General features: G+C 71.1%; 24 protein-coding genes. 5 read left to right on the top strand and 19 right to left on the bottom strand.

Going from position 1 to position 21,975, the window contains the following annotated elements; all coding sequences use genetic code 11:
- Window positions 1-71: 71 nt before the first annotated feature.
- From ABIH81_RS13725 to ABIH81_RS13715, 3 genes are read right to left on the bottom strand one after another with little or no spacing between them, the layout of a single operon-like run.
- The gene (locus tag ABIH81_RS13725) at window positions 72-2,225 is read right to left on the bottom strand and encodes an ABC transporter permease (protein ID WP_349880604.1); all 2,154 of its coding nucleotides are present in this window, start codon (window positions 2,223-2,225) and stop codon (window positions 72-74) included.
- A complete protein-coding gene (locus ABIH81_RS13720) occupies window positions 2,222-2,902 on the bottom strand; it encodes an ABC transporter ATP-binding protein (protein WP_349880603.1) in 681 nt (226 codons plus the stop codon). Before ABIH81_RS13720 ends, ABIH81_RS13725 begins: the two co-directional genes overlap by 4 nt.
- Complete coding sequence (locus tag ABIH81_RS13715; protein ID WP_349880601.1) at window positions 2,899-3,423, bottom strand: PadR family transcriptional regulator; 525 nt, start codon at window positions 3,421-3,423, stop codon at window positions 2,899-2,901. Before ABIH81_RS13715 ends, ABIH81_RS13720 begins: the two co-directional genes overlap by 4 nt.
- Window positions 3,424-3,509: 86 nt before the next feature.
- On the opposite strand from ABIH81_RS13715, the gene ABIH81_RS13710 reads away from it, so the two are divergent.
- The 3 genes from ABIH81_RS13710 (at window position 3,510) to ABIH81_RS13700 (ending at window position 6,096) form a co-directional block, all read left to right on the top strand.
- Entirely contained in the window at window positions 3,510-4,358 is an 849-nt protein-coding gene (locus tag ABIH81_RS13710; protein ID WP_349880600.1) for an ABC transporter ATP-binding protein, read from the top strand.
- Window positions 4,355-5,200 carry an ABC transporter permease gene (locus ABIH81_RS13705; RefSeq protein ID WP_349880599.1) on the top strand — a complete coding sequence of 282 codons (846 nt, stop codon included), beginning with the start codon at window positions 4,355-4,357 and terminating at the stop codon, window positions 5,198-5,200. The genes ABIH81_RS13710 and ABIH81_RS13705 overlap by 4 nt, the downstream gene beginning before the upstream one ends.
- 86 nt (window positions 5,201-5,286) lie before the next feature.
- On the top strand, window positions 5,287-6,096 hold the full coding sequence (locus ABIH81_RS13700) for an alpha/beta hydrolase-fold protein (RefSeq protein ID WP_349880598.1): 810 nt from the start codon (window positions 5,287-5,289) through the stop codon (window positions 6,094-6,096).
- A gap of 57 nt (window positions 6,097-6,153) precedes the next feature.
- Here the strand turns inward: ABIH81_RS13700 and ABIH81_RS13695 are convergent, their stop codons facing one another.
- Together ABIH81_RS13695 and murA are read right to left on the bottom strand one after the other, a co-directional pair.
- A complete protein-coding gene (locus tag ABIH81_RS13695; RefSeq protein ID WP_302905155.1) occupies window positions 6,154-7,002 on the bottom strand; it encodes a 3-hydroxyacyl-CoA dehydrogenase family protein in 849 nt (282 codons plus the stop codon).
- Between the two features lie 69 nt (window positions 7,003-7,071).
- Window positions 7,072-8,493: a UDP-N-acetylglucosamine 1-carboxyvinyltransferase gene (murA, locus tag ABIH81_RS13690; RefSeq protein WP_349880597.1), complete on the bottom strand. Its 1,422-nt coding sequence runs from the start codon at window positions 8,491-8,493 to the stop codon at window positions 7,072-7,074.
- On the opposite strand from murA, the gene ABIH81_RS13685 reads away from it, so the two are divergent.
- Entirely contained in the window at window positions 8,492-9,064 is a 573-nt protein-coding gene (locus ABIH81_RS13685; RefSeq protein WP_047893386.1) for a cob(I)yrinic acid a,c-diamide adenosyltransferase, read from the top strand. The genes murA and ABIH81_RS13685 overlap by 2 nt on opposite strands.
- On the top strand, window positions 9,040-9,456 hold the full coding sequence (locus ABIH81_RS13680) for a VOC family protein (protein ID WP_349880596.1): 417 nt from the start codon (window positions 9,040-9,042) through the stop codon (window positions 9,454-9,456). The genes ABIH81_RS13685 and ABIH81_RS13680 overlap by 25 nt, the downstream gene beginning before the upstream one ends.
- Before the next feature lie 45 nt (window positions 9,457-9,501).
- Here the strand turns inward: ABIH81_RS13680 and ABIH81_RS13675 are convergent, their stop codons facing one another.
- From ABIH81_RS13675 to glyA, 14 genes are all read right to left on the bottom strand, one after another.
- Complete coding sequence (locus ABIH81_RS13675; RefSeq protein WP_349880595.1) at window positions 9,502-10,077, bottom strand: hypothetical protein; 576 nt, start codon at window positions 10,075-10,077, stop codon at window positions 9,502-9,504.
- Between the two features lie 920 nt (window positions 10,078-10,997).
- Window positions 10,998-11,453, bottom strand: a complete 456-nt coding sequence (locus tag ABIH81_RS13670) for a DUF2550 domain-containing protein (RefSeq protein WP_013288250.1) — start codon at window positions 11,451-11,453, stop codon at window positions 10,998-11,000.
- A 12-nt stretch (window positions 11,454-11,465) separates the two neighbouring features.
- On the bottom strand, window positions 11,466-11,744 hold the full coding sequence (locus tag ABIH81_RS13665; protein ID WP_047893558.1) for a F0F1 ATP synthase subunit epsilon: 279 nt from the start codon (window positions 11,742-11,744) through the stop codon (window positions 11,466-11,468).
- Window positions 11,745-11,854: 110 nt separating this feature from the next.
- Entirely contained in the window at window positions 11,855-13,000 is a 1,146-nt protein-coding gene (locus ABIH81_RS13660) for an LCP family protein (RefSeq protein ID WP_349880593.1), read from the bottom strand.
- A 215-nt stretch (window positions 13,001-13,215) separates the two neighbouring features.
- The gene (atpD, locus tag ABIH81_RS13655; RefSeq protein WP_349880591.1) at window positions 13,216-14,661 is read right to left on the bottom strand and encodes a F0F1 ATP synthase subunit beta; all 1,446 of its coding nucleotides are present in this window, start codon (window positions 14,659-14,661) and stop codon (window positions 13,216-13,218) included.
- Entirely contained in the window at window positions 14,661-15,590 is a 930-nt protein-coding gene (locus tag ABIH81_RS13650; RefSeq protein WP_349880590.1) for a F0F1 ATP synthase subunit gamma, read from the bottom strand. The genes atpD and ABIH81_RS13650 overlap by 1 nt, the downstream gene beginning before the upstream one ends.
- A 4-nt stretch (window positions 15,591-15,594) precedes the next feature.
- Window positions 15,595-17,247 (bottom strand): F0F1 ATP synthase subunit alpha, encoded by a 1,653-nt coding sequence (gene atpA / locus ABIH81_RS13645; RefSeq protein WP_349880589.1) that lies wholly within the window; start codon window positions 17,245-17,247, stop codon window positions 15,595-15,597.
- Window positions 17,248-17,332: 85 nt separating this feature from the next.
- Complete coding sequence (locus tag ABIH81_RS13640; protein ID WP_349880588.1) at window positions 17,333-18,154, bottom strand: F0F1 ATP synthase subunit delta; 822 nt, start codon at window positions 18,152-18,154, stop codon at window positions 17,333-17,335.
- Window positions 18,154-18,681: a F0F1 ATP synthase subunit B gene (locus ABIH81_RS13635; protein ID WP_030504731.1), complete on the bottom strand. Its 528-nt coding sequence runs from the start codon at window positions 18,679-18,681 to the stop codon at window positions 18,154-18,156. The genes ABIH81_RS13640 and ABIH81_RS13635 overlap by 1 nt, the downstream gene beginning before the upstream one ends.
- A 29-nt stretch (window positions 18,682-18,710) precedes the next feature.
- Window positions 18,711-18,935, bottom strand: coding sequence for an ATP synthase F0 subunit C (atpE, locus tag ABIH81_RS13630; RefSeq protein ID WP_349880587.1), 225 nt, complete (start codon window positions 18,933-18,935; stop codon window positions 18,711-18,713).
- 93 nt (window positions 18,936-19,028) lie between these two features.
- Window positions 19,029-19,808 carry a F0F1 ATP synthase subunit A gene (gene atpB / locus ABIH81_RS13625; RefSeq protein ID WP_030504732.1) on the bottom strand — a complete coding sequence of 260 codons (780 nt, stop codon included), beginning with the start codon at window positions 19,806-19,808 and terminating at the stop codon, window positions 19,029-19,031.
- Window positions 19,809-19,850: 42 nt separating this feature from the next.
- Window positions 19,851-20,072 carry a hypothetical protein gene (locus ABIH81_RS13620; protein WP_030504733.1) on the bottom strand — a complete coding sequence of 74 codons (222 nt, stop codon included), beginning with the start codon at window positions 20,070-20,072 and terminating at the stop codon, window positions 19,851-19,853.
- Between the two features lie 159 nt (window positions 20,073-20,231).
- A complete protein-coding gene (locus ABIH81_RS13615) occupies window positions 20,232-20,669 on the bottom strand; it encodes a hypothetical protein (RefSeq protein ID WP_349880586.1) in 438 nt (145 codons plus the stop codon).
- Window positions 20,666-21,952 (bottom strand): serine hydroxymethyltransferase, encoded by a 1,287-nt coding sequence (gene glyA / locus ABIH81_RS13610; protein WP_349880584.1) that lies wholly within the window; start codon window positions 21,950-21,952, stop codon window positions 20,666-20,668. Before glyA ends, ABIH81_RS13615 begins: the two co-directional genes overlap by 4 nt.
- Window positions 21,953-21,975: the final 23 nt, after the last annotated feature.

The following is a 21,975-nucleotide window of genomic DNA, read 5'->3' as shown; positions in this document are numbered from 1 at the left end:
GAGAGTGTGGAAAACCACACAACCCGATGCCCGCACCGGTGGGCCGGCGTGCGGCCGGCCCACCGTACGGGTCACTCGCTGCGGGCGGTCTCCGGGCCGGTGATCCGTTCCAGCAGTGGCAGGGTGGCCGCGATGACGGCGAGGCAGCCCAGCACGCCGAGGGCCACCACCGCGGCGAACCCGATCCCCGGCACGCGCAGGTCGTACTGCATCTGCGCGCGCAGGAACAGTTGCGCGGCGACCAGTCCCATCCCGACCGCCACCACGGAGACGGTCAGCAGCGGCACCATGCTCTCCAGTGCCACCACCCGGCGCAGCAGCCGTACCGGGGCACCACTGAGCCGGAGCAGGCTGAACGGCCGTTTCCGTTCGCTGAGGCCGGCCGCCACGGCCACGGCCAGGCTGCATCCGGCGAGCGCGAGACCGGCCACCACCACGAGATCGGCCAGCCGCTGCCAGCCCCGCATCGTGTCGGCGAAGTCGGCCTCGAAGTCGCCGGGCACGTTCGGCGCCACGAAGAAGGTGGGGAACGCGGCTTCGAGGACCGTCCGGGCCCGCTCCACAGCGACCGCGTCTTCCGCCTCGACTGCCACCGAACCCGCCGGCAGCGCCGCGAGGGCAGCCGGGTCCACAGGGGACGACGGCCAGACCCGGTCGGCCGAGGCCGACTCCCCCCAGGGGATCAGGTCCGGCGGCACCTCGGCGACGCTCGCCCCCGTGGCGCACCGCCCGTAGGCGGGCGGGATGTCCGCGCAGGCGATCACGCCGGAGTCGCGGCCGTCACCGCGTACCGGGTTCTCCCGGACGAGCACCGGGTTGCGGACGCCGGGAACCGCCGCCAGGTCGGCCAGCAGCGTGCCCGGCGCCGGGGCGTCGTCCATCAGCACCATCGACAGCCGACCGGCCTCCAGGGAACCCCGGGGCGCCGGACCGCGCTCGTGCGCGATCGTCCCCATCACGCCCACGGCCACCGTCGTGACGAACAGCGCGAGCATCACGCCGCTCACCGCCCGGAACCCGGCGGACGGGTTGTCGGCGAGCCGGCGCGCGGCGATCAGCGCGGCCGGCCGGCCGGCCCGGGCGGCCATCGCCCGGGCGCCGACCATGGTCAGCCACGGGCCGCCCGTGATCAGCCCGACCATGACCAGCAGCAGGGCGGGCAGGAACAGCGCGGTCTGACCGTCCGACGTGGGGGGCCGGTACACCAGGGCGAAGCCCAGCCCGGCCAGGCCGAGCGCGAGCGGGATCAGCCGGTACACCCGGGGCGGCCGGGGCGTGACCCGGCGGCTGACACCGAGCGGGGAGATCCGGACCCGGCGCAGCGCGACCCAGGCCGCCGCCGCCGCGCCCGCCGGCACGCCGAGCGCCACCAGGAGGGCCTCCGGCGCACCGAGGGCCATGTCCCCGGGGAAGAACGGCATGCCGGTGAACGGGATGCCGGCGAGCTGCCCACGGAACGCGAAGAACAACGCGAAGCCGACCGACGCGCCGGCCGCCGCCGCGAGCGCGGCCTCGACGGCCGCGACCGCCGAGATCTGCCGGGGCGTGGCCCCGACCAGCCGCATCGCGGCGAACCGTTGCTCCCGGCGCGCGGCGCCGAGCCGGGTCGCCGTGCCGATGAAGACGAGTACGGGAAACAGCAGTCCGCCCGCGGCCACGCCGAGGATGAGGTCGATCGCCGCCCTCGGCAGCGGAGCCCGGTTGTCGTCGAGCCGGGTGACCTTCCGGACCTGGTCCAGCTTCCCGACCTGCTCCGGGGTGCCGCCGACCAGGACGAGCAGGGTGTCCGGCGAGGTGAGCGCCGCCGGCCCGACGGCGCCGAGGTCCCGGCCCGGGTAGCGGTCGGCGAGCTGGTCGGCGGGAGTGGTGGCCAGCAGCTTGCGCAGCGCCGGGGAGGCGTAGTACTCGCCGGGCCCCGGGGCGCGGGGGACGCCGATCGGCGTGGGCGCGTCCGGACCGGTCGCGGCGACGTCGATGCGGAGGATCTGATCGCCCCGGAAGTAGTCGGTGCGGGTGGACCACAGCAGCGGGTCGGCGGACCCGCCCGCCGTCTCCTGCGGGTACATCGACGCGTAGCGGGTGAGCTGGGCGTCGGTGGCGTGCACACCGGCGAGCGTGGTGAGCAGCAGCCCGGTGCCGACCGCGACGGCGGCGGCGATGGCGACCAGCCGGACCAGCGCCTCCCGGCCACCGGCGACGGCGAGCCGGAGCGCGAGCCCGATCACGAGACCACCCCGGCGGGGGCGTTGACCCGGCCGTCCCGCACCATGACCTCCCGGTCGGCGTACGCGGCGATGCGCGCCTCGTGCGTCACCAGGACGACCGTGGTGCCCTTCTCTCGGGCGGCGTCCACCAGCAGCGTCATCACCTCCTCGCCGGTGAGCGAGTCGAGCGCGCCGGTGGGCTCGTCGGCGAACAGCACCCGGGGCTCGGCGACCAGGCCGCGGGCCAGCGCGACCCGCTGGGCCTGCCCGCCGGACAGTTCACCGGAGCGGCGGTGCTCCAGGCCGGCCAGGCCGAGCCGCTCGAACCAGCCCCGCGCGGCGCGCAACGCCGGGGTGCGGCGGACACCGCGCAGCAGCAGCGGCAGCGCCACGTTCTCCGCCGCGGTGAGTTCCGGCACGAGCTGGCCGAACTGGAAGACGAAGCCGAAGCTGTCGCGGCGCAGCGCGCTGCGGCCGGCCTCGCCGAGCGTGTCGATCCGGGTGCCGTCGAACCGGACCTCACCGGAGTCGGGGCGCAGGATGCCGGCCAGGCAGTGCAGCAACGTCGACTTGCCGGAGCCGCTCGGCCCCATCACGGCGACGACCTCGCCGGCCTCCACGGCGAGACTCGCGCCGCGCAGGGCGGGTGTCTCGCCGAACGCGTACGTGACGTCGCGTGCCTCGATCATCGGGCTCATGGCCGTACCGCCTTTCGCAGGGCGTCCAGCCGGGCGCCTGTCGTCTCGATCCACCGCAGGTCCGCCTCCAGGTGGTAGAGGCCGTGGTCGGCGAGCATCACGTCGACGAGTTCGCCGTTGCGTTTGATCTCGGTGAGTTCGCGCATCCGGCGCAGGTGGGCGGCGCGCTGGGTGTCCAGGTACTCCTCGGCCGGGCGGTCGAGCATCAGCGCGAGCACGACCTTGGTGAACAAGAGCGTCTGGAGGTGCGGTTCCGGTTCGACCGGCTCGGTCAGCCAGTGCTCCACCTCGGTGGCGCCGAGGTCGGTGATGACGTAGCGCTTGCGGTCCGGCCCGGCGCCGGGACCGACGTCGCCGACCACCACCTTGCCGTCGCGGGCCAGCCGGCTCAGCGTCGAGTAGACCTGCCCGTACGGCAGCGGCTTGCCGCGCCCGAAGAAGGTGTCGTAGTCGCGCTTGAGGTCGTAGCCATGGCTCGGTTCGCGTTCGAGCAGGCCGAGCAGGGTCAGGGGAACCGTCATGACCAGAGACTACACCGAGTGTATACCTCGCGTATATAGCTGACCCGGCAGTGGATCGGGCGACCGCACGACGCACACTTGACGTCATGGAGAACGAGCTCGCGATTTCCGTGCGAGGGCTGCGCAAGGCGTACGGCGACAACGTCGCCGTCGCCTCGGTGGACCTGGACGTCCGGCGGGGCGAGGTGTTCGCCCTGCTCGGCCCGAACGGCGCCGGCAAGACCACCACGGTCGAGATCCTGGAGGGCTACCGGCAGCGCGACGCCGGCGAGGTACGCGTCCTCGGCGCCGACCCCGCCCACCCCGACGCCGGCTGGCGCTCCCGGGTCGGCATCGTGCTCCAGGGCACCGGCGAGTTCGACGAGCTCAGCGTCATCGAGGTGGTCCGCCACTTCGCCGGCTTCTACGCGGGCGCCGACGACCCCGACAAGGTGGTCGAGCGGGTCGGGCTGGGCGCCAAGGCCAAGGCGCGTACGCACACCCTCTCCGGCGGGCAGAAGCGCCGCCTGGACGTGGCGCTGGGCATCATCGGCCGCCCCGAGCTGCTCTTCCTCGACGAGCCGACCACCGGCTTCGACCCGGAGGCCCGGCGCGAGTTCTGGGAGCTGATCCGGGACCTGTCCGCCGCCGGTACCACGATCGTGCTCACCACCCACTACCTGGACGAGGCCGAGGCGCTCGCCGACCGGGTCGGCGTGATCGCCGCCGGGCGGGTGATCGAGGTCGCGCCGCCGGAGGCGCTCGGCAACCGGCAGGAGTCGCTGGCGACCGTCTCCTGGCGTACCCCGGACGGGACGCCGGACTCGGCGGAGACCGCGACGCCGACGGCGCTGGTGGCCGACCTGGCCGCGCGCTTCGGCGGCGAGGTGCCCGGCCTCACCGTGACCCGGCCGACCCTGGAAGACGTCTACCTGCGGATGATCGGACACTCATGACCACCACGACGAAGCCCGCCGCCCCGGTCGCCACCGCGGCGGCCCGGCGGCCCGGCGCGGGCACGCTGGCGCTGCGTCAGGGACGGCTGGAGATCACCCAGTTCCTGCGCAGCCGGGAGTCCGTCGTGTTCACGATGGGCTTCCCGATCATCATGATCCTGATCTTCGCGGCGATCTTCAGCGACGAGATCGCGCCCGGGGTCAGCTACACGCAGTACTTCATCACCGGCATGATCGCGACCGGCCTGATGACCGTGAGCTTCCAGAACCTCGGCATCTGGATCCCGATCGAGCGGGACCGGGGCGTGCTCAAGCGCTACCGGGGCACGCCGATGCCGAAGTGGGTCTGGTTCGCCGGCAAGGTGATCATGGTGGTGTTCATCGGCATCGCCGAGACCGTGCTGCTGCTCGCCGTCTCGGTGGCGATGTTCGACCTGCAACTGCCGCAGACCACCGCCAAGTGGCTGACGTTCGGCTGGGTCTCCGTGCTCGGCGTCACCGCCTGCACGCTGTGCGGCATCGCCATCTCGTCGCTGGCCCGCACCGCCCGCAGCGGCTCGGCGGTGGTCACCCCGGTCGCGCTCGTGCTCCAGTTCATCTCCGGCGTGTTCTTCGTCTTCACCAGCCTGCCCACCTGGATGCAGCAGGTCGCGGCGATCTTCCCGCTCAAGTGGATGTGCCAGGGGCTGCGCTCGGTCTTCCTGCCGGACAGCTTCGGCGCCCGGGAGCCGGGCGGCTCGTTCGAGCTGGGCACCGTCGCGCTGGTGCTGGGCGCCTGGTGCGTCATCGGCCTGGTGCTGTGCCTGACCACGTTCCGCTGGACCACCAAGCGCGACGGCTGAGGTGTAAGGAAGGGCCCCCTCTTAACGCCTGCGGTAGAGGAAGGGCCCCTTCTTAACGCGCACGTGGCGGTGGCACACTCGCCGGCATGGCATCGACGCTGACCCGGCGTACCCTGCTCGGCGCCGCCGCCGGCGTGGCCGGCGCCGCGGTGGTCGGCGGCCTGGCCGCCCGGCAACTGTCCGGCCCCCGCCCGGGACCGGCCCCGGCCCTGCCGGACGCCCCGGCCGGCGACGAGCGGCTGATCCGCATCGCGTCCGGCGCGCGCGGCCGCGAGGTGGACTTCTGGACGGCCGTGCCCGAGGGGTACGGCGACGGCCGCGGCCTGCCCGTCTGCCTGGTGCTGCACGGCGCGTCGGCCACCCCGCGCGACTACGGCCGGTTCGGGCTGGCCCGCTTCCTCACCGACGCGGTACGCCGGGGAGCCCCGCCGTTCGCGCTCGCGGGCGCCACCGGCGGACGGCTGTCCTGGCGCGCCGCCGGTGACGACGACCCGCAGCGGATGGTGCGCGAGGAGGTGCCCACCTGGTGCGCCCGGCGCGGGTTCGACAGCAGCCGGCTGGCCGTGTGGGGCTGGTCGATGGGGGGCTTCGGCGCGTTGCTGCTCGCCGAGACGTACCCGAAGTGGCTGCGGATGGCGGCGGCCTTCTCCCCCGCGGTGAGCCCCGGCGACGCGGTCTTCACCGGCGTGGAGAAGCTGCGCGGCACCCCGGTAGGGCTCTGGTGCGGGCGGCAGGACAACTTCCTCTCCGACGTCCGCGCGCTGGCCCGGGCGCTGCCCGAGAAGCCGGTACGCGCCGCCTGGGCCGACGGGCGGCACAACTTCGGCTACTGGGGCACGGTCATCCCGGACGCGTTCGCGCTGATCGGCGCCGCGCTCAGCCCGCCCCGGACGTGAACCGGCACCGGACGTGAACCGCCCCCGGCCACGCGGGCCGGGGGCGGGACGGGCCGGTCAGTACGAGTAGAAGCCCTGGCCGGTCTTGCGGCCCAGGTCACCGGCGGTGGCCATGCGCTGGAGCAGCTCCGGCGGGAAGAACTTCTCGTCGGCGGTGTCGGTGTAGATGTTGCGGGTGGCGTTGAGCAGCACGTCCACGCCGGTCAGGTCGACGGTGGCGAGCGGGCCCATGGCGTGGCCGAAGCCCAGCTTGCAGGCGGTGTCCAGGTCCTCGGCGGAGATCACGCCGGACTCGACGAGCTTGACCGCCTCCATCGCCAGCGCGCAGATCAGCCGGGTGGTGACGAAACCGGCGATGTCCCGGTTGACCACCACCACCGTCTTGCCGATCCCCTCGGCGAACGACTTGACGGTGTCCATGGTCGCGTCGCTGGTCTTGTAGCCGCGCACCAGCTCGCAGAGCTTCATCATCGGCACCGGCGAGAAGAAGTGCGTGCCGACGACCGACTCCGGGCGCTCGGTGGCGGTGGCGATCTGGGTCACCGGGATGGCCGACGTGTTGGTGGCGAGCACCGCGTCCGCCTTGCAGATCTTGTCCAGCGCGCGGAACACCTCGTGCTTGATCTCGATCTTCTCGAAGACCGCCTCGACCACGATGTCCGCGTCGGCGGCGGCCTCCAGCTCGGTGGTCGGGGTGATCCGGGCCAGCGTGGCCTCGACGTCGGACGCCTCGATCTTGCCCTTCTCGGCGAACTTCGTCAGCGACTTCCGGATGCCGTCCACGCCGCGCTTCGTGGCCGCGTCGTCGATGTCGCGCAGCGTCACCTGCCAGCCCGCCTGCGCCGCCACCTGGGCGATGCCCGAGCCCATCAGCCCGGCACCGACGACCGCGAGTCGACCCGCCATCTGCTTCTCCCTCGCCGTGTTCTGCAACGTCTGGGAGAACCCTACTTAACGACGGATAAGCACCGGCTGTCAGATGGCCAGGTCCGGCTCCTCCGGCGCGGTGCCGCGCTCCACCTCGACGCCGAGCGCCCGCAGGTCGGCCACGAAGTCCGGGTAGCCCCGGTCGACGTGATGTACGTGCGAGACCTCGGTCAGCCCGTCGGCGCAGAGCCCGGCGATGATCAGCCCGGCGCCGGCCCGGATGTCGGTGGCGCGTACCGGGGCGCCGGACAGCCGCTCCCGGCCGCACACCAGGGCGTGATGACCGTCGGTACGGATCTCCGCGCCCAGCCGCATCATCTCGTTGGCGAACATGAACCGGCCGTCGAAGATGTTCTCGGTGATCAGCGAGCCGCCCTCGCTGACCGCCGCCAGCCCGATCGCCATCGGCAGCAGGTCGGTGGCGAAGCCCGGGTAGGGCAGCGTGACCACGTCGACCGCCCTCGGGCGGTCGTCCATGCGTACCCGGAAGGCGTCGCCCCGGGTCTCCACCAGGCCGCCGGCCGCGACCAGCTTGTCCAGCGCGACCTCCAGGTACGCCGGGTCCACGCCGGTCACCGTCACGTCCCCGCGGGTCATCGCGGCGGCGAACGCCCACGTGCCGGCCACGATCCGGTCCCCCACCGTGGCGTGCCGGACCGGCCGCAGCTCGGGCACGCCGACGATGTGCAGCGTCGACGTGCCGGCCCCTTCGATGAGCGCGCCCATCCGAGTCAGCATGGTACAGATGTCGACGATCTCCGGCTCCCGGGCCGCGTTGTCGATGGTCGTGGCGCCCCGGGCCAGCACCGCCGCCATGACCAGGTTCTCGGTCGCGCCCACGCTCGGGAAGTCCAGGACGATGTCGGCGCCGTGCAGGCCGCCCGGCGCCTCGGCGATGACGAAGCCGTGCTCACCGGAGATCTCCGCGCCCATCCGGGCCAGCCCGGCGATGTGCATGTCCAGCCCGCGCGAGCCGATGGCGTCACCGCCGGGGTGGGCCACCCGGACGTACCCCCGGCGGGCCAGCAGCGGGCCGAGCACGCAGATCGACGCGCGCAGCCGGCGGACCAGGTCGTAGTCGGCCTCCGCGCCCGGCCGCTCCGGCACGTCGATGAGGACCGACCGGGACCGCTCCGCACCACCGTGGGCCACCATCGGGTCGACCGGGTCGTCCGGGCCGAAGCGTACGCCGCAGCCGAGCCGCCGCAGCACCTCGCCCATGATCGCGATGTCGGTGATCCGGGGTACGTTGGTGATCAGGCTGCGGCCGGGCGCGAGCAGCGCGGCGGCCATCAGCTTCAGCGCGGAGTTCTTCGCACCCACCACGTGCACGGTCCCGGCGAGCCGGGCGTCGCCGCGTACCCGGATGACGTCGACGTCGTTGAGCGCCGGATCTCCCGCGTCACCCGGCCCCACCGGACTCGGCCGGGCCGGGATGGTCAGGTCCGGTATCCGTAGGCTGTGCGTCATGGCCGTCCACCTCACGCGCATCTACACCAAGGCCGGCGACGCCGGCATGACCAGGCTGAGCAACAACGAGCAGGTGCCGAAGACCGATCCGCGCATCGCCGCGTACGCGGACGTGGACGAGTGCAACGCCTCGATCGGTGTCGCGCTCGCCCTGGGGCAGCTCCCGGACGAGCTGCGAGCCGTGCTGGAGTCCGTGCAGAACGACATGTTCGACGTCGGCGCGGACCTGGCGACGCCGGTCGAGCCGGACCCGAAGTACCCGCCGCTGCGGGTGACCGAGGAGTACGTCGAGCGCCTTGAAGGCTGGTGCGACGAGTACAACGCGCGCCTGAGCAAGCTCGACTCCTTCATCCTCCCCGGCGGCACCGCGGGCGCGGCACTGCTGCACGTGGCACGGACGACCGCCCGGCGCGCCGAGCGTGCGGCATGGGCGCTGGTCGCACACGACCCCGATCGGACCAGTCCCCTCCCGGCAAAGTATCTCAACCGGCTCTCCGATTTGCTCTTTATCCTGTCAAGAACGGCAAATCCGGACGGCGACGTGCTATGGGTGCCGGGCGGGAAGCGCTGACCATCGGCGGCCTCCATCACGTGGAGGTGTGGGTACCCGACCTGGCGGCGGCCAGTCGTTCCTGGGGCTGGCTTCTCGGCGAGCTGGGCTGGACGCCGTACCAGGACTGGCCCGCCGGCCGGTCCTGGCGGCTCGGGTCCACCTATCTGGTGCTGGAGGAGTCACCGGCGCTCACCGGCCGCACCCACGACAGGTGTGCGCCCGGCCTGAACCACCTGGCCTTCCACGCGGGCCCGCCGGCCGCCGTCGAGCGCCTGGTCACTGCCGCTGGAGAGTACGGCTGGACGCTGCTGTTCCCGGACCGGCACCCGCACGCGGGCGGCCCGGACAGCTACGCCGCGTACCTCACGGACGGGCAGGGGTACGAGGTCGAGCTGGTCGCGGAGACGTGAAGAGGCCGGCACCCCGGGTTCGGGGTGCCGGCCTCTCGCTGTTTCTTACTTGTTCCAGTGCTCGGCGACGAGGTCGGCGGCCTGCTGTTCCCACTGGGCGTAGTGGTCCGGGTAGGCGGACACCTGGACGGTTTGGGCGGCCTTGGTCAGGGGCATGTCCTGCCAGCCGTCGACCTGCTTGAGACCCTTGAGGAACGCGGTGGTGGAGTACTCGGGGTCGGTGATCTGCTCGACCGTGCCCCAACCCGAGGAGGGGCGCTGCTGGAACAGGCCCTGTGAGTCGTGGTCGTTGCGGTCACCGAGGTGGCCGAGGTTCTCCAGCTTCGACTCCTGCAGCGCGGTGGCGATGGAGACGACCGCGGCGCGTTCGTCCATGCCGGCCTTCTTCGTGGCGGCGATGATCGCCTTCACGTTGGCGGTCTGCTCGTCGTTGAGGTCGATGCGGGACTGGGTGCCCTGCACGCCGTGCGGGATCAGCTTGTCACCCTGCACCGTCGCCGTGACCGGCTTCGCGTGGGTGGTGGTGTCCGCGGCGTGGGCGGCGACCGGACCGGCGAACACACCACCGGTGAAGGCCAGACCAGCGATACCCAGGATGCTCTTACGCAGAATCGTGTTCATCAGAAATGCTCCATTCGGGGGTCGACGCACCCGGGGGTGGATGCGCGGGCACCGTCAGGCGCTCAAGAAAGACTTCGAGGGGGGATCCGACTGCTCGCGGGGCACCCGGGGGGTGCCGCTGCGCGGCGCCGGAAGCATGTCCAACGACCCGCCACCCGCCACCATTCCCGAGGCGGTGCACGCCACCAGAGAGCGGCGCGCGGGGGTTCACGTCGCCGGAACCGTGTTCAACGACCGGCCGGCCGGGCTGATTCCCCGCGGCTCACGTCGTCGGAACCGTGTTCAACGACCGGCGGCCCGGGGCTGTTCCCGAAGGCAGCGCGACCCCGGTTCCGGGCTCGGCTAGTGCTCGGTCGTTCACCCGGTTACAACGCCCCCGGCCCGCCGCCGATTCCACCCCCAGAGTGCCGCCCACCACCCCCGAACCCGACACCCCGACCCCACGCAGCCAGACCCCCCAACCGGCCCAGCCAGGGCCAACACGCTCTACACCCCGGTGATCAAGGAGTTTGCGTTCAACGTCCGGCGCGGGCGAGGACACAAACTCCTTGATCACTGCCGAAGAAACCCTCCCCGCCACCCACCCAGAGCGTCGATCATGAGGTTAGCGGCGACAAAACAGACACCACACGCCGTCAACCTCATGATCGACCCGACCCGGGCAAGGCCGGCCGAGGCGCGGGGCAAGGGCGAGGGCGGGGTCACCCCCGCGCGATCTTGCAGGTCGAGTCCTCCGGGTGTCGCATTCGCGTGGCTTGCGGGGTACCGAATTGCAAGATCGCGGGTGCCGTGGGGAGAGGCTCGGGGATCTTGGAGGTGTGGTGCCTTGGGAACGCTGAGAACCGGGCATCGCGGGCGCCACAACTCCACGATCGGCGGCAGCGACGGCGCTCACCACGACCCTCGACGAGGGGTGGGGGTCAGGCGGCGGGCCAGTCCTGGGAGGCCAGACGCGGCGAGGCCGCCCCGGGTGGGGCGGCCTCGAGCCAGGACAGGAATCCGGTGACAGTGGATCGCGCCATGGCGATCTCGATCGGCGCGTGGTGGCTGGTACAGCGCAGGATCACCCACTCGGCGGGCATGGACATGCGCTCCTGCCCCTCGGGCAGCCGGCGTCGCTCGACCGCCAGCCCCTTGCGCGAGAGCACCCGCTTGGGGCGCAGCGCGAAGCTGAACATGCGATACCAGCGGAGTTCGTCGCCCACGAAGCGACCGAACCCGGGTGACCAGCCACGGCCGTCCAGGATCGTGTTGACCCGGACGCTCAGCCGGATGATGCCACCGCTACGCGTGAACAGGGCCCGCCGGATGAAGAGGATCAGAAGCGCGACGACGACGATCGCGACGCCGATTCCGATCCCTTCGACGATCTCCATCGGCGGGTCGGCTCAGCGGGCCGGGGTGGCGGGGGTTGCGCTCTCGGCGAGGACTGTGACGCCCTCACCGGTCACCGACAGGAAGCCGCCGGCCACGTCGTACGCGACCTGCTGGCCACCGGCCTGCTTGATGCGTACCTGGCTGGGTTCGGCGAGCTGGCCGAGCAGAGGTGCGTGCCCGGGCAGCACACCGAGCTCACCCTCGGTCGTCCGTGCGACGACCATCTCGGCCTCGCCGGTCCAGACCTTCTCCTCGACGGCTACGAGCTCGACGTGAAGCTGCTGTGCCACGCTGTCTCCTTGCTGCGGCGGCGGATTGCCGAAAGTCTAGTCGCGCCCCCGCAGCCCACCCAACGCGGGTGGTGAGAGCCGGACCACCACGGCCCCGCACCCGCTTCAGGCTACTTGGTCTTCTGGACGAAGTCGGGGTGCTCCAGCAGGAAAGCGCCGAGCTGTTCGGTACGCAGGGCGGTGAAGAAGTCCTCCGCGGGTTCGAGCAGTTGCTCACCCCGGTAGTTGCTGCCGGTGCCGATACCCCCACCCGGCAGCTTGATCGTCTCGATCGCGTCCGGGCGGATGTCCTTCAGGGCCAGCCCGAAGTCCACCACGCTGTTGCCACGCCCGTTGAAGACCAGCGACTTGCCGGCCGCGCGTAGCACCCGGTCCAGCTTGACCGGGTTGGTCACCACGTCGGCGCTGAACGCCTGGCTCGCCATCGCCTTGACGAACTGCTGCTGGTGCCGCTGCCGGCCGTAGTCGCCGTCCGGCACGCCGTTCTTCGGGTACCGCTGCCGGACGTAGTCCAGCGCCTGCCAGCCCTTCAGGTGGGCGTTGCCCTTCTCGTACACCGCCTGCGGCCCGAGGTAGCCACCGCCGCCGGGCCTGAGCTGGCGCGGTGTGCCGTCCGGCTGGAGGTGCTCGGAGCGCACCTCCCGTTCGATGTACATGTCGACACCGCCCATGGCGTCGACGATCTTCTTGAACCCGCTGAAGTTGATGATCGCGCCGGCGTCGAAGCGCTTGATGCCGGTGACCTCCTGCACGGTCTTGGCGAGCAGCTCGAAGCCCTGTGCGGTGCTGGGGTTCTGCCCCGGCACGTTGCTGCCGTGCGACATGGCCGCGTTGAGCCGGTCGTTGGCGCCCGCGTAGTCGGCCTTGGGGAACGCCGGGATGTCCACCCGCAGGTCGCGTGGGAGCGAGAAGAGGTAGCCGCGGTCCATCGTGGCGGGCACGTGCAGGACCATGATCGAGTCGGCCAGCGGGCGGGCGGTCGACGTCCGGGGGTCCACGCCGACGAGCAGGATGTTGAGCGGGCCCTTGATGTCGCTCTTCTTCTCGTTGGCGCCGGCGGCCTGGTCACCGAAGAGGTCGGCCTTGCCCACCGACCCCTCGTAGCGGGCGACCAGGGCGCGGGAGCCGATCAGCACGGAGCCGCTGAGCACCACCATGACGATGCCCAGGATCGTGCAGACGCGGGCCCACCGGGGCACGCCGCGCCACATGGACCGCTTCCCGCGATCCGCGCCGCCCTTACCACCCACGAGCATCTCCAATCGTCGCGCCCACGGGTAGGAAGACGGGCGCGGGGGTCCGTTCGGTTGCAGAGATCAACGGCCGGGATGTGAAGTCGTGTCAGGAACGGTACCGCGCGATCCGGCGGACTGCTTGCCGGAGAACCGGGCATCTGGTAGTGCAGGGCCCCGAACAGGCGAAGGCCGCCCCGGCTTTCGCCGGGACGGCCCTCGTGGGTGTGAGCGGGCTCTCAGCCCTCCTCGTCCATCAGCTCCTTGGCCTTGGCCCGAAGGTCGTCCAGGCCGCCGCACATGAAGAACGCCTGCTCCGGGAAGTGGTCGAACTCCCCCTCGCTGATCCGGCGGAAGGCGTCGATGGTCTCGGCGATCGGGACCGTCGAGCCGGGCACGCCGGTGAACTGCTCCGCCGCGTACGTGTTCTGCGAGAGGAACCGCTCGATCCGGCGGGCGCGGCCGACGGTGAGCTTGTCCTCCTCGGAGAGCTCCTCGATACCGAGGATGGCGATGATGTCCTGCAGATCCTTGTAGCGCTGCAGGATCCGCTTCACCTCGGTGGCGACGGCGAAGTGCTCCTCGCCGACGAACTCCGGGGCGAGGATCCGGGACGAGGACGCCAGCGGGTCCACGGCCGGGTAGATGCCCTTGTCGGAGATCGACCGCTCCAGGTTGGTGGTCGCGTCGAGGTGGGCGAACGTGGTGGCCGGCGCCGGGTCGGTGTAGTCGTCGGCGGGCACGTAGATCGCCTGCATCGAGGTGATGGCCTGGCCCCGGACGGAGGTGATCCGCTCCTGGAGCTCGCCCATCTCGTCGGCCAGGGTCGGCTGGTAACCCACGGCGCTCGGCATACGGCCGAGCAGCGTGGAGACCTCGGAACCGGCCTGGGTGAAGCGGAAGATGTTGTCGATGAAGAGCAGCACCTCCTGCTTCTTCACGTCACGGAAGTACTCCGCCATGGTCAGCGCGGACAGCGCGACCCGCAGACGGGTTCCCGGCGGCTCGTCCATCTGGCCGTAGACCAGCGCGGTCTTGTCGATGACGCCCGACTCGGTCATCTCGGCGATGAGGTCGTTGCCCTCGCGGGTGCGCTCACCCACGCCGGCGAAGACCGAGGTACCACCGAAGTTCCGGGCCACACGGGTGATCATCTCCTGGATGAGCACCGTCTTGCCCACGCCCGCGCCGCCGAACAGGCCGATCTTGCCGCCCTTGACGTACGGGGCGAGCAGGTCGATGACCTTGATGCCGGTCTCCAGCATCTCGGTCTTCGGCTCCAGGTCGGCGAAGGCCGGGGCCTTGCGGTGGATGCCCCACCGGTCGTCGGCCTGGATGGTCTCGCCCTCGGTGAGGTTGAGGCACTCGCCGATCGCGTTGAACACGTGGCCCTTGACCGCGTCGCCCACCGGCACGCTGATCGGCGCGCCGGTGTCGCGCACCTCGGTGCCGCGGACCAGGCCGTCGGTCGGCTGCATCGAGATGGCGCGGACCAGGTTGTCACCCAGGTGCTGGGCGACCTCCAGGGTCAGCGTCTTCTCACCGCCGGAGAGGGTCACGTCGACGTGCAGGGCGTTGAACAGCTCCGGCATCGCGTCGCGCGGGAACTCGGCGTCGACGACCGGGCCGATGACCCGGACCACGCGACCCGTGGCCGTCTTGGTCTCAACTGCGGATACAGTCATCACACTTCACTTCCCGACGCGGCCAGCGCGTTCGCGCCGCCGACGATCTCACTGATCTCCTGGGTGATGCCGGCCTGACGGGCCGAGTTCATCTCACGCGTGTACTTCTCGATCATCTCTTCGGCGTTGTCGGTGGCGCTCTTCATCGCCCGCCGACGGGCGGCCGACTCACTGGCCGCCGACTCCAGCAACGCCGCGTAGATCCGCGTGTTGATGTACTTCGGCAGCAGGGCGTCGAGCAGCGACTCCGGCTCCGGCTCGAACTCGTACGCCGGCAGCAGGCCCTCGGACCGGGGCCGGTCCTCGACCTGCATCGGGCCGACGATCCGGGTCACCGGGTTCTGCGTCATCAGGGACTTGAACTCGGTGTAGACGATGTGCAGTTCGTCCACGCCGAGGATCCCGTCGGCGCCGGCGTCGTTGTCGGTGTCGTCCGCGCCGGCGGTGAACGCCTTGATCAGCGTCTCACCGACCTCGCGGGCGTCCTCGAACGACGGCTGCTCCGAGAAGCCCGTCCAGCTCGCGGCGATCTCCCGGTTGCGGAACCGGTAGAACGCCACGCCCTTGCGGCCGATGACGTAGAGCACGGGCTCCTTGCCGTCGGCCCGCAGGCGGGCGATCAGCGACTCGGCGGTCCGGATCGCGTTCGAGCTGTAACCACCGGCCAGGCCCCGGTCGGCGGTGACCAGCAGGACGCCCGCCCGCCGCACCCGCTCGCGCGGGGTGAGCAGCGGGTGGTCGATCCGCGCGTTCGAGGCCAGCGCCGTCAGCACGCCGGTGATCGCCTCGGCGTACGGCAGCGACGCCGCCACCTTGGCCTGGGCCTTGGCGATGCGGCTCGTCGCGACGAGCTCCATCGCCTTGGTGATCTTCTTCATCCCCTTGGCGGAACGGATCCGCTGCCGGAGAACGCGTACCTGGGCGGCCATCGGATCAGCTCTCGGCCGGGCGGTCGGTGGTGCCGTCGCGGAAGCGGGTCACCGTCTCGCGGGTCTCCTCGCCCTCCAGCGGCTTGGCCGGCGCCTCGTTGACCCGGACCTCGTCCTCCTTGCCCAGGAAGACCTGCTTGAACTCGCTGATCGCGGAGTCGAGCGACGAGATGATCTCGTCGTCCCACTTGTTGTCGGCGATCGCGGCCAGCACGCCCTCGTGCTTGTGCCGGAGGTACTGCAGGAACTCCGACTCGAAGCGGCGGATCTCGCCGACCGGGACGTCGTCGAGCTTGCCCTCGGTGCCGGCCCAGACGGAGACGACCTGCTCGTTCACCGGGTACGGCGAGTAGTTCGGCTGCTTGAGCAGCTCGACCAGCCGGGAGCCACGGTTGAGCTGGTTCTGCGAGGCCCGGTCCAGGTCGGAGGCGAAGGCGGCGAACGCCTCCAGCTCACGGAACTGGGCCAGGTTGAGCCGCAGCGACCCGGCGACCTTCTTCATCGGCTTCACCTGCGCGGCGCCACCGACCCGGGAGACCGAGGTGCCGACGTTGATGGCCGGCCGGACGCCCTGGTTGAACAGGTCGGTCTCGAGGAAGATCTGGCCGTCGGTGATCGAGATGACGTTGGTCGGGATGAACGCCGAGATGTCGTTCGCCTTGGTCTCGATGATCGGCAGACCGGTCATCGAACCGCCGCCCAGCTCGTCGGAGAGCTTGGCGCAGCGCTCCAGCAGGCGGGAGTGCAGGTAGAAGACGTCACCCGGGTAGGCCTCACGGCCCGGCGGGCGGCGCAGCAGCAGCGACACGGCCCGGTACGCCTCGGCCTGCTTGCTCAGGTCGTCGAAGACGATCAGGACGTGCTTGCCGCCGTACATCCAGTGCTGGCCGATGGACGAGCCGGTGTAGGGCGCGAGGTACTTGAAGCCGGCCGGATCGGAGGCCGGGGAGGCGACGATGGTGGTGTATTCCATCGCGCCGGCCTCCTCCAGCGTCCCCTTGATGGAGGCGATGGTGGAGGCCTTCTGCCCGATCGCGACGTAGATGCAGCGGACCTGCTTGGTCGGGTCGCCGGAGCGCCAGTTGTCCCGCTGGTTCAGGATGGCGTCCAGCGCGACCGTGGTCTTGCCGGTCTTCCGGTCACCGATGATCAGCTGGCGCTGGCCGCGGCCGACCGGGGTCATCGCGTCGATGGCCTTGATGCCGGTCTGCAGCGGCTCGAAGACGGACTGCCGGGCCATCACGTTCGGGGCCTGCAGCTCCAGCTCGCGGTAGCCCTCGTTGGCGATGTCGCCGAGGCCGTCGATCGGATCGCCGAGCGCGTTGACCACGCGGCCGAGGAAGGCGTCGCCGACCGGCACGGAGAGCACCCGGCCGGTGCGCTTGACGCGCTGACCCTCTTCGATCCCGCCGAAGTCACCGAGGACGACGACACCGATCTCCCGGACGTCGAGGTTCAGCGCCACGCCGAGCGTGCCGTCCTCGAACTCCAGGAGCTCGTTGGTCATGGTCGAGGGGAGACCCTCGACGTGGGCGATGCCGTCACCGGCGTCGGCGACGGTGCCGACCTCCTCGCGGGAGACGTCGGCCGTGTAGGAGGAGACGTAGCGCTCCAGGGCGCCGCGGATCTCCTCCGTCGAGATGGTCAGCTCGGCCATCCTCTGCTTCCTTAAGTATCAGGGGCCCGGGATACCTAGTACCGACCGGTCCGATGGCGTCGAATCAGGGCTGCTAAGACGCTGGTCAGCGCTTCGCGAGCGCGTTGCGGGTCTCGTTGAGGCGGCGCAGGACGGTCCCGTCGTACAGGTCGGATCCGACCCGTACGCGCACTCCGCCGAGCACGTCGGGGTCGACCGTCTGCTTGACGGACACCTCCCGACCGTACATCTGGGAGAGGCGGGCGCCGAGGCGTCGCTCCTCCTCGTCGTTCAGCGGAGCCGCCACGGTCACGTACGCGACCTGACGGTCCCGCCGGTCGGCGGCCAGCTCGACCAGCCGGGTGAGCGCACCGGTGAAGGAACGTCCCCCGAAGCCCGCGAGCGCGGCCTCGACGAGGCTGACGGTGACCGGCTGGGCCTTGCCGGCGAGCAGCTGCCGGGCCAGTTCGGCCCGGCGCTCGACCGAGGCCATCGGGTCGGAGAGCGCGTTCGACAGCTCGGCGGAACCACCGACGACCTGCCCGAAGCGGAACAGCTCGTCCTCCACCTCGCCCAGGTCTCCGGACAGGTCCGCGCTGGCGAGCAGCGCTTCCACGCCGAGGCGCTCGACACCGTCGAGCAGCTCTGACGGGGCCGACCAGCGACCGGAGACCAGCGTGGTCAGCAGGTCGAGCGCGTCCGCGCCGACCTTGCCGCCCAGGATCCCGGTGAGCAGAGCGGAGCGGTCCTCACCCGAGCGCGCCGGGTCGGACAGCGCCCGGCGCAGCCGCGGCTCGCGCCGCAGCAGGGCGGCGACGGAGAGGATGTCGTCGGCGGTGGAGGCCACCGCCGACGGCTCCGCGCCGCGGACGTACGCGTCGAGGCGCTCGGCCCCGGCCCGGTACGACTCCCGGCTGGCGGCCTGCATCAGCGGGCCCCCGTGCTCTCGAGACCGCTCAGGAACCGGTCGACGGTGCCCTTGCGACGCGCCTCGTCGGCGAGCGACTCACCGACGATCTTGCTGGCCAGGTCCACCGCGATGGTGCCCACCTCGGTGCGCAGCTCGCGCACGATGGTGGCCCGCTCGGCGGCGAGCTGCTCCTTGCCGGCGGCGATGATCCGGTCGGACTCCTCACGCGCCTTGGCGAGGATGTCCTGGCGGATGCCGTCGGCGTCGGCCCGCGCGTCGTCGCGGATCTTGGCGGCGTCGGTACGCGCCTCCGCGAGCTGGGCCCGGTACTGCTCGAGCAGCTTGTTCGCCTCGGCCTGGGCCGCCTCGGCGCGCTTGATGCCACCCTCGATCGCGTCGACCCGCGCCTGGTACATCGCCTCCATGCGGGGCATGACGAACTTCAGCAGGACGAAGACGAGCAGGGCGAAGGAGATCGTTCCGACGACCATCTCCTGCCAGATCGGCAAGATCGGATTGTGCGCGCCTTCGGCGGCGAGATACATGTCAGACCTCCGGATCGGGAGAGCTCGCGTCAGCTAACGGCGAAGGCGAGCACCAGGCCGAACAGCGCCAGCGCCTCGACCAGGGCGAAGCCCAGCACCAGCCAGGTGCGGTTGTAGCCGGCCGACTCGGGCTGGCGAGCGCTCGACTGGATGTAGGCCGCGAAGACCAGGGCCACACCGATACCGGGGCCGATGGCGGCGAGGCCGTAGCCGATGGTGTTGACGTTGCCACCGATCTGGGCAAGAACGTTCATTGCAGGTATTCCTCCTAGTTCACACGTGAGGGCTCACGTGTACGCGGTCGGTACCAGATGCTTGGCCGGGCCGGGTGCCCGTCGAGCCGGATCTCAGTGCTCGTCGGCCAGCGACGTGCCGATGTAGTTGGCGCTCAGCGTGACGAAGACGTATGCCTGCAGCACCGCCACCAGCGCCTCGAAGAAGGCCATCACGATCGCCATCGCGAAGGAGAAGACCGAGGTCGCCTGGACGAAGACGCTGCTCGACCCGAGCATCACGAAGCCGCCGACGGTGAAGACCAGCAGGAGCAGGTGGCCGGCGAACATGTTGGCGAAGAGCCGCAGTGCCAGGGTGACCGGCCGGACGACGAAGTTCTGCAGGAACTCGATCGGAATCAGCAGGAAGTGCATCGGCCACGGCACGCCGGGCAGGATGAGGCTCTGCTTGAGGTACTTGCCGAGGCCGTGCTTGCGGACGCCGACGTAGTTGTACATGACGTACGAGATGGCGGCGAGCACGATCGGGAACGCGATGTGCGAGTTCGGCGAGATCTGCAGGCCGGGCACGATGCTGAAGATGTTGGTCAGCAGGATGAAGCTGAACAGCACGGTGAGGTAGGGCGCGAAGCGGATGCCCGCGTTGCCCATCTGCTCACGGGCGATGTTGTCCCGGACCAGCCCGTAGACGGCCTCGGCGGCCCACTGGCCCTTGCCCGGCACCAGCTTCGGCTTCCGGTACGCGGCCACGAAGAAGATGATCAGCAGCGCGACGGCGATCCAGATCATGATGCTGAACTTGGTGACCCAGGGGCCGGCCACGTTCGGCGGGTAGAAATCCCCGACGCTGGGGGGCCAGGGAAGGTCCTGGGCGACGACCAGCTGTCCGCTCACCGTGTCATCCTCCGCACTCAACAGACCCGCGTGTGCCGGAACTCAGGCACTGAGCCTCTTCATGATCAGGTAGATCGCCCCGGCCGCGCCGAGCATCATGCCGACGGCGACCCCGATGCCGGCTGGCAGACCGAGGAACCGTTCCGCCAACCAGCCGAGGCCACCCCACACCAGAATGCCGGCGAGCAGGTAACCCACGACGGCGCCTGCCACACCCTCCGACGAGTGCTCGTCGGACTTGTGGGAGTGGGGGTCATCGGCCATGACGTGGCGAACAATATCAGCAGCGCCGCGCGGGGATGTGCGGCACCCCCCACACTGCGGAGAGCGTGCGGGCCGTGCTGCGGGCGCGTCAACCTGGCGCCACGTTACTCCTGTCGCGCCCGTCAGGGCACCCGCCGGACCGGACACGATTCGGCGAACTCACTCGCCGTCGTCGCGACGCTCGAATGTGGGCAGCGGTGACCTCATCGCCCAGGTCAGGTGGGCGCCGGTCCACACCACCACCGCCGCGATGATCGCCACGCCCATGTCCGGCAGACCGGGCCAGCCGGTGGCCGCCACGGCGGCCATCACCACGCCCAGGATCACGATCTTGGTGGCGTAGGTGACCAGCCCGACCGACATGATCATCCGGGGGTGGATGGCGTCCGCCCAGGCCACCGAGAGGCTGGAGATCAGGTAGCTGACGATCACCAGCGCCACCCCGGCCGCGAAGCCGGCCGCCCCGGTCGGGCCGCGCAGCAGCGCCGCCGCCGGCACCCCCACCACCGCGAGGGCCGCGCACGCCAGCAACGGTAGGCGCAGGTGGTTCAGCCGGGACCGGATCGCGCCGGGCTCACCCGCCCGTGGCGCCGTCATCGGGGGTACGCCGGGAAGGCGGCGACCAGCTCGGTGACCTCGCGGGCCACCCCGGCCAGCGCGTCGGCGCCACCGGGAGCGGCCGGATCGGTGCGTACCGCGCGCCCGATCAGCCCCGCGATCCGGCGCATCTCGCCCTCCCGCATGCCCTGGGTGGTGACGCTCGGCGAGCCCACCCGGATGCCGGAGGCCACCGCCGGCGGCTGCGGGTCGTACGGGATCGCGTTCTTGTTGAGCGTGATGCCGGCGGCGTCGCAGCGGGCCTCGGCCTGGGCGCCGGTCACGCCGGTCTCGCACAGGTCGAGCAGGGCCAGGTGGGTGTCGGTGCCGCCGGAGACCGGCGGCAGCCCCTCCGCGGCCAGGCCGTCGGCGAGCGCGCGGGCGTTGGCGACGACCTGGGTGGCGTACGTGCGGAACTCGGGCTGCGCGGCCTCGCGCAGCGCGACCGCCTTGGCCGCGACGGCGTGCATCAGCGGGCCGCCCTGGGTGAACGGGAAGACCGCCTTGTCGATCCGGGCCGCCAGCGGCTCCCGGCAGAGGATCATGCCGCCGCGCGGGCCGCGCAGCACCTTGTGGGTGGTCGCGGTGACCACGTCGGCGTACGGCACCGGGGACGGGATCGCGCCGCCGGCGACCAGGCCGATGAAGTGCGCGGCGTCCACCATCAGGTACGCGTCGACCTCGTCGGCGATCTCCCGGAAGCGGGCGAAGTCGATCAGGCGCGGGTACGCGGTCGCACCGCAGATGATCATCTTCGGCCGGTGCGCGCGGGCCAGGTCGCGTACCTCGTCGTAGTCGATCGTCCCGGTGTCCCGCCGGACGGTGTAGCCGACCGGGTGGAACCACTTGCCGGAGAAGTTCACCCGGCTGCCGTGGGTCAGGTGCCCGCCGTGCGGCAGGTCCATGGCCAGCACCGTGTCACCCGGCTGCACCAGGGCAGCGTACGCGGCCAGGTTGGCGCTCGCCCCGGAGTGCGGCTGGACGTTCGCGTGCTCGGCGCCGAACAGCTCCTTCGCCCGGGAGACGGCCAGTTCCTCGGCCCGGTCCACCTCGGCGCAGCCGCCGTAGTAGCGCCGCCCCGGGTAGCCCTCGGCGTACTTGTTGGTGAGCGTGGAACCCAGCGCGGCCAGCACCGCGGGCGAGGTGAGGTTCTCGCTGGCGATCAGTTGCAGGCCGCCGCGCAGCCGGTCCAGCTCGCCCAGCACCACCTCGGCGATCTCCGGATCGACGGTACTGAGCTGCTGGAAGTCCGGTCCCCAGAAGGTGTCCCTCGCGTTCTCCACAGCAGAGGAGTCTACGGAGCCGC

The sequence above is a fragment of the Micromonospora sp. HUAS YX12 genome (assembly GCF_040215685.1).
Classification (GTDB): Bacteria; Actinomycetota; Actinomycetes; order Mycobacteriales; family Micromonosporaceae; genus Micromonospora; species Micromonospora tulbaghiae.
The sequence above is the reverse complement of the archived record's forward strand: the minus strand, read 5'-3'. Positions and strand labels throughout refer to the sequence as shown.